This is a genomic window from Mycobacterium farcinogenes (genome assembly GCF_019739075.1).
Classification (GTDB): domain Bacteria; phylum Actinomycetota; class Actinomycetes; order Mycobacteriales; family Mycobacteriaceae; genus Mycobacterium; species Mycobacterium senegalense.
Window position 1 is genome coordinate 261,802 of record NZ_CP081673.1, and the last position, 10,575, is coordinate 272,376.

Annotated in this window: 10 protein-coding genes and 1 tRNA gene; 7 read left to right on the forward strand and 4 right to left on the reverse strand. The window is 65.4% G+C overall.

Annotated features, from left to right (window positions below):
- Positions 1 to 130 precede the first annotated feature (130 nt).
- Complete coding sequence (locus K6L26_RS01060) at positions 131 to 952, reverse strand: methyltransferase domain-containing protein (RefSeq protein ID WP_280639566.1); 822 nt, start codon at positions 950 to 952, stop codon at positions 131 to 133.
- 113 nt (positions 953 to 1,065) lie between these two features.
- Positions 1,066 to 1,827 (reverse strand): dienelactone hydrolase family protein, encoded by a 762-nt coding sequence (locus K6L26_RS01065; RefSeq protein ID WP_047037116.1) that lies wholly within the window; start codon positions 1,825 to 1,827, stop codon positions 1,066 to 1,068.
- A gap of 133 nt (positions 1,828 to 1,960) precedes the next feature.
- Here K6L26_RS01065 and K6L26_RS01070 point away from each other — a divergent pair, with 133 nt between their 5' ends.
- On the forward strand, positions 1,961 to 2,608 hold the full coding sequence (locus K6L26_RS01070) for a TetR/AcrR family transcriptional regulator (protein WP_019347003.1): 648 nt from the start codon (positions 1,961 to 1,963) through the stop codon (positions 2,606 to 2,608).
- Here K6L26_RS01070 and K6L26_RS01075 read toward each other — a convergent pair.
- Complete coding sequence (locus tag K6L26_RS01075; protein WP_234709420.1) at positions 2,605 to 3,972, reverse strand: cytochrome P450; 1,368 nt, start codon at positions 3,970 to 3,972, stop codon at positions 2,605 to 2,607. The genes K6L26_RS01070 and K6L26_RS01075 overlap by 4 nt on opposite strands.
- Before the next feature lie 80 nt (positions 3,973 to 4,052).
- Here K6L26_RS01075 and K6L26_RS01080 point away from each other — a divergent pair, with 80 nt between their 5' ends.
- The 4 genes from K6L26_RS01080 (at position 4,053) to K6L26_RS01095 (ending at position 8,028) form a co-directional block, all read left to right on the forward strand.
- Positions 4,053 to 6,182: an Rv1355c family protein gene (locus K6L26_RS01080; RefSeq protein ID WP_221852451.1), complete on the forward strand. Its 2,130-nt coding sequence runs from the start codon at positions 4,053 to 4,055 to the stop codon at positions 6,180 to 6,182.
- Positions 6,183 to 6,419: 237 nt separating this feature from the next.
- A complete protein-coding gene (locus tag K6L26_RS01085) occupies positions 6,420 to 6,815 on the forward strand; it encodes a hypothetical protein (RefSeq protein ID WP_221852453.1) in 396 nt (131 codons plus the stop codon).
- A 15-nt stretch (positions 6,816 to 6,830) separates the two neighbouring features.
- Complete coding sequence (locus K6L26_RS01090; RefSeq protein WP_131805818.1) at positions 6,831 to 7,292, forward strand: hypothetical protein; 462 nt, start codon at positions 6,831 to 6,833, stop codon at positions 7,290 to 7,292.
- Positions 7,293 to 7,350: 58 nt separating this feature from the next.
- Entirely contained in the window at positions 7,351 to 8,028 is a 678-nt protein-coding gene (locus K6L26_RS01095) for a class I SAM-dependent methyltransferase (RefSeq protein ID WP_245008665.1), read from the forward strand.
- A gap of 104 nt (positions 8,029 to 8,132) precedes the next feature.
- On the opposite strand, the gene K6L26_RS01100 is transcribed toward K6L26_RS01095, so the two are convergent.
- Positions 8,133 to 8,215 (reverse strand) — tRNA-Leu (locus tag K6L26_RS01100).
- A 274-nt stretch (positions 8,216 to 8,489) separates the two neighbouring features.
- Between K6L26_RS01100 and K6L26_RS01105 the strand changes: the two genes are divergently transcribed.
- Together K6L26_RS01105 and K6L26_RS01110 are read left to right on the forward strand one after the other, a co-directional pair.
- Positions 8,490 to 9,953, forward strand: coding sequence for an FHA domain-containing protein (locus K6L26_RS01105; RefSeq protein WP_221852455.1), 1,464 nt, complete (start codon positions 8,490 to 8,492; stop codon positions 9,951 to 9,953).
- Positions 9,954 to 10,085: 132 nt separating this feature from the next.
- Positions 10,086 to 10,553: an FHA domain-containing protein FhaB/FipA gene (locus K6L26_RS01110; protein ID WP_019347010.1), complete on the forward strand. Its 468-nt coding sequence runs from the start codon at positions 10,086 to 10,088 to the stop codon at positions 10,551 to 10,553.
- Positions 10,554 to 10,575: the final 22 nt, after the last annotated feature.

Consider the following 10,575-nt stretch of genomic DNA (forward strand, 5'->3'; position numbering starts at 1 on the left):
CTCCCCATTGGACCGGCGAATATTTCTTCGTCGCATTCGCGGTAGACCGCTCAACTCTGAGCCGGATATGACCCGGCCGTTTCCATGCACGCTCGTGGGCTGCGCTCGAGAACTGGTACATAGCGCACTCCTAACTGACGGCGCTGGACATCGATCGGCTCTTGATCTGCGCGGACACAATGAACAGAGACAACGAACCGAAGAACGGGCCTGTCATGAGGTCATCGATCCATTCCTGAGTTCGCGCGGTGGGCAACAGCCCGTCAGTTACCGCGTGAGTGCAGACATCGCGGAGGCCGAGAACTTTGTCACCCTCGACCGCGTCGGTCCAGAAGGCTGTAACCGGATAGACGGCGTCGACGCTGAACCCTGCCTCGTCGAGCAGCCTGGGCAACGCCCTGCCGATGGTGGCATTGCGAATGACGTGCGCGACGACATGTTGTGTGTAGGAGTTACTGAAAGCGACGTCGGGGTGGTCGATGACCAGCGTTGCCCAGTCCGGTTCGACACAGACGATGCGGCCTTCGGCATTCAGGGTCCGCGCAGCTTCGGCGAGCACCGTGGGCGGCGTACGCACATGTTGAAGGACACGGTCGATATGGACGCGGTCCACTGTGCCGGATTCCAACGGCAGCTGGTGAATATCGGCCTGGGCGGTGGACACCGTCGGCAGGTGATTCGTGGACTTGCCAGCATGGGTCAGCAGGGCTTGGTCGTGGTCGATGCCGATCACTTTTCCGGTGCGCCCGGCAGCTGCGGCATAGGCGGCAAGATCCACTCCGGCCCCGCATCCGAGGTCGACCACCACGGCTCCCGGCTGGATGTCGAGCAGGGATTTCACAAAGGCTTTGTAGCTTTTGCCCGTCGCTGAGTTTGCGATGTTCCGGAGGTAGTCGCTGGGGGGCGCCACGTCCAACCATGGCCGGAACCGGGGTTGTCCCGTCAACGTCATCGTGTGCCTTTCCTAGGGGCTGAGCCGGTTTCTTCTGCAGCACACGACGATTCGGCGGTTGTCATCACGGCCACGCCTTCGGGGGTGAGCATGATCGTCACCGCACCCAGCGCTCAATTGGTTCGCGCATCGGTGCTGCCGTCCTGCTCGGGAAGCTCTGAGGGAGGTGTGTCCATCAGATACTTCTGGAAGAAGGCGAAGGTCCGCCTCCATGCGTCCTCGGCTTCTGGCGCCGAGTAGGAGAATCCGGCCAGCCTTTCGACAATGGTGAACGGCGCCGGGATGCCCGACTTGTTCATGAAGCTGTGTCCGACGTTCGGGTATTCCTTGATGTCGCGATCGACAGAGCCTTTGGCCAGTACCGATTCCAACGCACTGGCCGAACCCTGTTTGACGATGCGGTCGTCGGCACCGTAGCTGGCTACGACAGGGCATGAACGGGCAAGCGCATCAATGTTTTTCGGAGCGAGTCCGTATTGGGCCGCGGCCACGTCGAAGAGCCCCCGTGGCGACAACTGAAGGACAAAGCCTGCGCCCATGCAGAATCCGATCAGCCCGATCCGGTCGTTGCACCGCTCGTCGCCGAGCAAGTAGTCGCGCGCAGCGGTGAGGTCGTCGTAGGCATCGCCGGTGTCGGCGAAGTGAGACCGGATGGTGGTGATCATGCACCTGGGTTTGAAGCCTCGCCCGTACAGGTCGGGAGCCAGGGCGAGATAACCCTCGCCGGCGAGACGATCGCTGATACGCCGCAGATCGTTGGTCATTCCCCGCACGTCCTGCACGACCACCACGCCTGGCCACGGCCCCTCTCCTGGGGGTACTGCCAGATACCCCGGGAGGGTGCCTTTGGGCGTGGGATAAGAGATGTCCGGCACGGCGCCGCCCCTAACTGCTCAAGCTGTCCTGCTGTATAGGTATATCGGATGCATGGATAGTTGTCCAATCCACTTGGATAGTGTTCTTGATCCAGATGTATAGCGTTACGATCGTGTTGTATTGTCGGTCCTCATGGAGGGCTCCGTATTCGCGCTGCAGCCGGCTCCGATCCAACTGTCCAACGCAGACCGGATCCGAGACGCCGCGTTGCGTTGCTTCGCCACCGGTGGCATCAGCGGAACCACGATGCGCACGATCGCCGAAGCCGCGGGGGTTTCACACGGCCTGCTGCGACATCACTTCGGCAGCAAAGACGGGTTGATCGCCGCCGTCGACGACCATGTGCTGCGCGTCTTCAGCGATGCCCTCGAATCGAACCCGCTACCGGTGCCGGCCGAGCCGACAAACGATTTCAGCTCGCTGGGCGGACGAATGTCCAAACTCATCCACGACCGCCCAGAGGTCGTCGACTACGTGAGCCACGCCCTCATCGAGGGCAACGACATCGGCGCCGTGATCTTCGACGGCCTGCTCAAGATCAGCATCAGACAGCGCGACACCTTCACCGCTGCCGGACTCACCAGGGATGACATCGACCCGGACTGGGCCGCGCTCAATCCGCTGATGCTGCGCCTTGGCCCCATCTTGCTGCGCTCACACATCGCCCGTCACATCGATGGCGCGTTCACCACACCCGCCGAGCTACAACGGTGGGACGCCAGCGTCACAGCGTTGATCCGGCACGGCCAGTTCACAGCCGACCCCGCAGAGCACACCTAACGCAGGGCGACGCGGGCGGGGATCGGTCCGCCCGGCACCATCGTGAACGGCACAGCCAACGGGAAATCGTCCTCCAGCGAGGTCAACGTCACGCGCCGAACGATGGAGGCGAGTGCCAACGTCGCTTCCAGCATGGCGAAGTGATCACCGATGCACGACCGGGGCCCGCCACCGAAAGGCACGTACTGCCACCGGTCCCGCCCCTTCATGTTCTCCGGGGTGAACCGCTCAGGGTCGAACCGCAGCGGATCCTCCCACAACTGCGGGTCACGCTGGACTGACATACGGCCGAACACCAACATGGTTCCCGCCTCAACCCGGTACCCGGCAACCTCGACATCCTCGATCGCCATCCGCGTCCCCGTAGGCCCGGGCGGGCACAGGCGCAGCGCCTCCCGAAGAACCTGGACGGTGTACCCGAGTTGCTCGACATCCCCGGGCGTCAGGAGCCGATCACCGAGCTCGGCGACTTCGGCGTGCACACGCTCCTGCACGTCCGGATGACGACCCAGCTGCCACAACGCATACGTCAGTGTCGTCGCCGTGGTGTCATGGCCAGCGAACAGGAAGATCACCAGCTCGTCGCGAATCTCGTCATCCGTCAACGGCTGCCCGGTCTCGGGATCACGCGCGGCGATCAACGCCTGCACCAGCGGGGCGTCCAGGTCAGGGTCGGCCCGACAGGCACGCACGATGTCGGCAGCCAGCCCCCGAATCGTTGCCGCCGCCTCTTGGGAGCGCCGCCGCGCCGGCGTCGGCAACCACGCCGGCGCCCGCCAAGGTTTCAACGCCCGCCGCACCGCGTAACTGGTCGCCACCCGCAACGGCTCGGCCACCACATCCGCCTGCTCATCCAGATCAAGCCCCAACACCGAGCGGCCGAGCGCGCGCATCGTGAGCTGACGCGCCTCGGCATCCAAGCTGATCTGTGCACCGTCGGCCCACGAGGACACCACCATCTCTGTGGCCTCGGCCATATGGGCCCCGAAAGAGTCCACGCGCTTCTTCGTGAACACCGGCTGCAGTGTGCGCCGGCGCGGTAGCCATTCCTGGTGCGGCAAAACGAAAAGGTTCCCGCCGAGCAAACGTCGAAGCTCTCGGCCCACCGCACTCGTCTTGTCGATCGAGCCGTCTCGCACACTGACGATGTCGCGGATACCTTGAGGTGAGGTGGCTAAAACGATCGGCGGCATCAACCACCGCGGGCCAAGGCTGAACCGCGTAACCGGCCCACCGGCATCCCGCAGGATGTCGGTGCCGGTGTGAAAGTTCCGCAAAGCATCACGCCGTTGCTTGTACGGCAGCGGATTGATCGGAGCCAGCGGAAGATCCGCCACGGTTTGCTCATGCGCAGTCTCGGTCACGCGCGCACCTCCCATGCGTCGGACATAGTCTACGACTGAGGCCTTCGGCGCCCCCGGTGCCGAATCGATGAAGGAACAGCATGCAGACCGCTTACCGCGCACAAGTTCTCGACCCGACCGACGCCGGCGACAAAGCCCGCCTCGACGAGCTCCGCGCTGACCCGGACATTGCCTTTCTCGACGATCACGACGTGCAACTGGAAAGCCTGCGTGCACTTCGCCCGGCGCCGGCTGACGAGCTGTTGCGCGAGGAGCGACGATGGGCCTACTACCCGTGGCGCCGCGCCGTCGTCGCCGTGCTCGGCCCCCGCGGATTCCAAGCGCTGCGGCTGGACCGCAATCGCAACAACATCACTGCCGAAGAGCAAACCACGCTCAGCACACTGACCATCGGCGTCGCCGGTCTCAGCGTGGGCCACGTCATCGCCCACACGCTGGCCGCCCAAGGGCTTTGCGGCAAACTTCGCTTGGCCGATTTCGACCACCTTGAACTGTCCAACCTCAACCGCGTGCCGGCCACCGTCTTCGACCTCGGGATCAACAAAGCTGTCGTCGCGGCCCGCAGAATCGCCGAGCTCGACCCCTACCTGCCCGTCGAGGTGCTCGACGCCGGCCTCAACGCCGAAACCCTCGACGACTTCGTCGGGGGTCTCGACATCGCAGTCGAGGAGTGCGATTCACTCGACATCAAAGCCCTGCTGCGCGTCGCTGCCCGCGACTTGCAGATCCCGGTACTGATGGCCACCAGCGACCGCGGCATCGTCGACGTCGAGCGGTTCGATCAGGAACCCGAGCGCCCCATCTTGCACGGCCTGCTCGGGGAACTCGACATCGCACTGCTCCCCGGAATGACCAGCCGGGAGAAAATCCCCCACGTCCTGCGCCATTTGGAAGCCGAGCGCCTGTCCCCCCGCACCGCCGCATCCCTGATCGAGATCGACAGAACCTTGTCCACCTGGCCGCAGATGGCCTCCGACGTCATCATCGGGGCTGCTGCGATCGCCGAAGCGGTCCGCAGAATCGGCCTCGGCGAAGATCTCCGCTCCGGCCGCAGTCGGATCGACGTCAACTGGGCCCTGGGCCAGATCGACGAGCCCGACATGGTGCATCGCTACGAAACCACCACCGACGATCCGAACACCCCACAGGCCCTCGACGGCGGCCCGCTCGAACACCTCGCGACGGCCGCCATGCGGGCCCCGTCCGGCGGCAACACTCAGCCCTGGCAGATCGTTCTCACCGAGGACTCCATCACGGTCGGCATCGACCCCCACCACACCTCGACCATGGACCTCGAGTTCCGGGGCAGCGCCGTCGCCCTGGGCGCGGCACTGCTGAACATCAAGATCGCCGCCGCCGAACACCACGTACTCGGCCCCGTCAGCCTCACCGACGCCGGCAACGCGCCATTGCAGGCCACCATGCGCATCACCCCCGATGGCGACGACCCGGCGCTCGCGCGCCTCTACCAGCCCATGCTGACCCGCGAATCCAACCGGCACCACGGCACACCCAAGCCGCTCGACGACGCCACCGTCACGCAGCTCACCGCCGTGGCCGAGCAGCACGGCGCACGCCTGCACCTGCTCACCCAACGCGACGACATCGCCCAGGCCGCCACGATCCTCGCCGCAGCCGATCGCATCCGCTTCCTGACCCCACACCTGCACCAGGAGATGATTTCGGAGCTGCGCTGGCCCGGCGACCCCGATCCGGACACGGGCATCGACGTACGCAGCCTCGAGTTCGATCCGGGCGACATGGCCGTTCTCGACGTGCTGCGCCGCCCCGACGTCATGGCGCACCTCGCCGAATGGGACGCCGGATCCGCACTCGGCGACGACATGAGAGACCGCGTCCTGGCCAGCTCGGCTCTTGCGGTCGTCACCGTCGCCGGCACCGACCTGCACGCCTACGCCACGGGCGGATCGGCAGTCGAAGCCGTGTGGATCGCGGCCCAGCAACAAGGATTCGGAGTTCAGCCGGTGTCCCCGGTTTTCCTCTATGCCCACACCCAAGCCGAACTCGAGGAGCTTTCCGCGCCCTTCGCAGCCGAATTAGCAGAATTGCAAAGCGAATTCAACGCTCTGACGCAGCTGCGGGCAGGAGACTCCATCGCCTTGGTCCTGCGACTGGCCGTCGCGCCGCCGGCAACACTGCCGAGCCGACGCAGCATCAGCCGCATACGGCCCGCCGCCCACCCACTCTGACGAGATGTCCCCGTTGGTCGACTCGGGTCCGAATAATGGGGTGGCGGGGCCCTGCGTGAACGCGAGATCGTGGCAAAGGCGTCTCCATGACCCCATGGAATCCAATCTGGGTGAGAGGCGGCCTGCGCAGGGTCTCGCCCATCCCTGAAGCCGCGGCCGGCGCATCCTGTAGAACAATGCGTGCCATACTGTATTAGCAGATGTCATCACTGCTGATGGCTCCTAGTGTCTACACCTATGAAAGACGGAACGTCTTGCAGTGATGAAAATGAGGTCCGCGCCGCTGCTCTCCAGGCCGCCCGGCGTATCGCCAGCACCCGCATCACGAACCGTCTCACCGCGGCCGGCATGACACTGCGAGGCGACGCCGAAGACATCACCGCGGTGCTCCTGGCCGCAGATCCCGCCGACCCCCAGTGGGGCGCCCTGTCGCCATACCGACTCGACTGGTCCCTGGACGTGCTCTCCCTCATCTCCAACGCCCTTGTCGAGCGCCGCCGCGAACGCATCCGCACACCCGACGTCGACGCGGTAGCGGCCGCCCTCAACGCCGGCGCCACGTGGAAACAAATCGGCGAAGCCGTCGGTTCAACGCCCGCAGTGGCCCACGGCCGATATCGCCAGCGCCTCTGACCGGCCGCAGCGAAGATGACAACGGGAAAGGAAGCAATGCATCCAGGAACACCTTCCTCGGTTCCGGTTCCACTGCTGGTGTATGCGGTCGCCAGCCGCGGCGAGGACGCCGAGCTCCATCCGCTGCAACAAAGCACGGTCACGCTGAATCGCAGCGCCGCAGAGGCTGAGCTCGCCGAATCAAACGATCAACACGCCGTCCTCATCGAGCAGAGGATTTTGCCCTGGGCGCCGGCAACCGACATCGAGCGCCGCCCGGCGCTGTACGAGTACACCGTCGGCTACCACGTCGCCGACCACTACGTCCCATGGGGCTTGGCCTTATCCACCGACCGTTCGGCCGTCGAGACCGAACTGGCCACCGTCCAGGCAGCCATCGCCGAATCCAACATCGGCGGCTCGTTCGGCGTTCTCATGCTCGAACGCCCCATCTTCCCGTGGTACATCGCACGCCCAAGAGCCGTGCCGCTGAAATGATTTGAGGCTTCACCAGTACTTCGCGCCGGATCGGCACCGGCCCGCTACGCTGCAGCTCATGTCAGATGTCATGGATTGGGACGCCGCCTACCGCGGCCACATCTTCGCCGGCCCTCCCCCGTGGAATATCGGTAAACCCCAACCCGCGATCGCCGCGCTCATCGCCGCCGGCCAGGTCCAGGACCCAGTCCTCGACGCGGGCTGCGGCATCGGCGATCTCACCATCGCACTCGCTGAAGCCGGCCACGACGTCACCGGCATAGACATCTCCACCGCGGCCATCGACGACGCCACCGGGCAAGCCAACGACCGCGGCCTCACCGCCCGGTTCATTCAAGGCGACGCACGCGACCTCGCGGGTCTCGGCCTGGGTGAACCGCAGTTCAACACCGTTATCGACTGCACCCTGTTTCACTCGCTGCCCCTCGACGCGCGCGACGACTACCTGCGCGGCATCCACGCCGCCGCCAACCCGGGAGGCCGCCTCTACCTCCTGGTGTTCACCACCGACGCACTGCCGGTCGATTCACCGTGCCCGGTCCCGAACCTGGTCACCGAAGCCGAAGTCCGCGACGCCGTCGCCAAACACTGGACCGTCGAGCGCATCGAGCCCTCCCACGTCGCGGTCCGGCTGCCCGACATCCCCAACCTCCCCAAGCACGACTTCCGCACCGACGAGAACGGTCTCACCTACCTGCCGGCCTTGCTTCTCACCGCCCACAAGGCGGCTCCGTAAGACGGCGTCGCCGCGCTGACGGTCGACCACCACCAAACGCAAAAGGTCACGAACCCGAATGAGTTCGTGACCTTTTGCGTCGCAGTTCGTAGAACCGCTCTCTGTGGGCGAAGGGGGACTTGAACCCCCACGTCCCGAAGGACACTGGCACCTGAAGCCAGCGCGTCTGCCATTCCGCCACTCGCCCGAATGACCGAGGCAGCGTAACACTGCGAGCGCGTCGTTCCCAAACCGGCAGATCACCAGGCCGATCAGGGGACCGTCCGATTGTCAGAAAATCCTTAAGCTCATCTAGATCAGGTCACTGACCTGCATCGATCGGATTCTCAGAGTTCTGTTGGTCCCGCTTTACGGCACCAGGCCGATACCATGCTTGTGAGCAGTGTGGCCAGAGCGACACGCGGGAGCACGGGCGGCCGTGCCGAGGCGGCGTACGACAACGAGAAAAGGCGGGCGGTGACATGGGTCTGGTCGACCGCATCGAACGCAAACTCGAGTCGACCGTCGGCGATGCGTTCGCCCGGGTCTTCGGCGGCTCGATCGTGCCCCAGGAAGTAGAGACGGCGTTGTGCCGGGAAGCCGAGTCCAGGGCCCGTACGGTGGCCGGTGGACAAGTTTTGGCACCGAACGACTACGTAATTACGCTCAGTGGCACCGACTATAAGAAAGTAAGCGCCGATACTGACCTGACCTCGACCGCGTTCGCCAAGCATCTGGGGGGATTCATTCGTGATCAGGGATGGCAAACGTATGGTGATGTGGTCGTTAGATTCGAGCAATCACCGAACTTGCACACCGGACAGTTCCGCGCACACGGCGCGGTCAACCCCGATTCGACCGCTGGCGAATCCGCGCGAGCCCACGGCGACCATGCGTTCACCGCAGAATCAGGAGAACCACCTATGACCGATAACCCGAATTACCGCGGCGGCCAGGGACAAGGGCGGCCCGGCGACGATTACTACGACGACCGTTACGGACACCCGCAGGATGATCCCCGCGGCGGCCAGTACCCACCGGATCAGGGCGGGTACCCGCCCCAGGATCAGGGCGGCTATCCCCCGGCGCGCGGCGGCTACGGCGGCGGCGATCGGGGTGGGTACCCCGATCAGGGCGGCTACCCGGACCAAGGCGGTTACCCGGATCAAGGCGGTTATCCCGACCAGGGTGGCTACCCCCCGCAGTCCTACGAACAGCAGCGCCCGCCCGCCGGTTACGGCGGTCCTCCGCAGGGCGGTGGCTATGACCGTGGTTACGGTGGCCAACCGGGCGGCGGCTACGGCCAGCCCGCGCCGGGCGGTCAGCCCGGATACGGCGGCGGCGACTACGACTACGGTCGTCAGGACCCACGCCAGGGCGGTGGCTACCCCGATCAGGGCGGCTACGGCGGTGGCCAGCAGCCCTACGGACGCCAGGACTACGGTCAGCCGCAGGATTACGGTCGCGGCTACGCCGACCCTCAGCAGGGCGGCTACCCCGAACCCCAGCAAGGCGGCTACCCCGAGCAGGGTTACGGCGAGCCCGGCTATGGCGACCAGGGCGGCTACGGCGGCGGCGATTACGGCGCACCCCAGGGCGGCCAGGCAGGTTACGGCGGCCAGCAGGGCGGATACGGCGGAGGCGACTACGCCGCCGGCGGTGCCGCGGTCACGCTTCAGCTCGACGACGGCAGTGGCCGCACGTACCAGCTGCGCGAGGGTGCCAATGTGATCGGTCGCGGCCAGGACGCCCAGTTCCGGCTTCCCGACACCGGGGTGTCGCGGCGGCACCTCGAGATCCGGTGGGACGGTCAGGTCGCGTTGCTGTCCGACCTCAACTCCACCAACGGCACCACGGTGAACAACGCGCCGGTGCAGGAGTGGCAGCTGGCCGACGGCGACGTCATCCGGCTCGGCCACTCCGAGATCATCGTGCGCGTGCACTGAGCCCGGCGAGACCGGACACACCTGGGTGGCAAGCGCACCGCTTCGCCCTCACGGCGATCGGCGTCCAAGTATCGTGACGTTGCCGACGGTAGCTGAGCGGCACCAGTGGGGCGGATACGGAGAGGACGTCAGATGCAGGGGTTAGTGCTGCAACTGACGCGCGTCGGTTTCCTCCTGCTGCTGTGGCTGTTCATCTGGTCGGTGCTGCGCATCCTGCGAACCGACATCTACGCGCCGACGGGCGCCGTGATGGTTCGCCGGGGGTTGGCGCTCCGCGGTTCCCTGCTTCCGAGCCGGGACGGACGTCATATCGCGCGGCAACTGGTGGTCACCGAGGGCGCACTGGCCGGAACCCGCATCACGTTGGGTACCCAGCCGGTGCTGATCGGCCGTGCCGACGACTCCACCCTGGTGCTCACCGATGATTACGCTTCAACGCGCCACGCCCGTCTCTCGCCACGAGGTTCGGAGTGGTACGTCGAGGACCTAGGATCGACCAACGGCACATACCTTGACAGGGCGAAGGTGACAACAGCGGTAAGGGTTTCGATCGGAACACCGGTTCGAATCGGTAAGACGGTAATCGAGTTGCGTCCGTGACGCCGCGCATACAAGGAGCGCG

Coding starts and splice junctions, on each gene's coding strand:
- K6L26_RS01060 (WP_280639566.1), bottom strand. CDS start 952: ATGACGTTGACGGGACAACCCCGGTTCCGGCCATGGTTGGACGTGGCG.
- K6L26_RS01070 (WP_019347003.1), top strand. CDS start 1,961: ATGGAGGGCTCCGTATTCGCGCTGCAGCCGGCTCCGATCCAACTGTCC.
- K6L26_RS01080 (WP_221852451.1), top strand. CDS start 4,053: ATGCAGACCGCTTACCGCGCACAAGTTCTCGACCCGACCGACGCCGGC.
- K6L26_RS01085 (WP_221852453.1), top strand. CDS start 6,420: ATGAAAGACGGAACGTCTTGCAGTGATGAAAATGAGGTCCGCGCCGCT.
- K6L26_RS01090 (WP_131805818.1), top strand. CDS start 6,831: ATGACAACGGGAAAGGAAGCAATGCATCCAGGAACACCTTCCTCGGTT.
- K6L26_RS01095 (WP_245008665.1), top strand. CDS start 7,351: ATGTCAGATGTCATGGATTGGGACGCCGCCTACCGCGGCCACATCTTC.
- K6L26_RS01105 (WP_221852455.1), top strand. CDS start 8,490: ATGGGTCTGGTCGACCGCATCGAACGCAAACTCGAGTCGACCGTCGGC.
- K6L26_RS01110 (WP_019347010.1), top strand. CDS start 10,086: ATGCAGGGGTTAGTGCTGCAACTGACGCGCGTCGGTTTCCTCCTGCTG.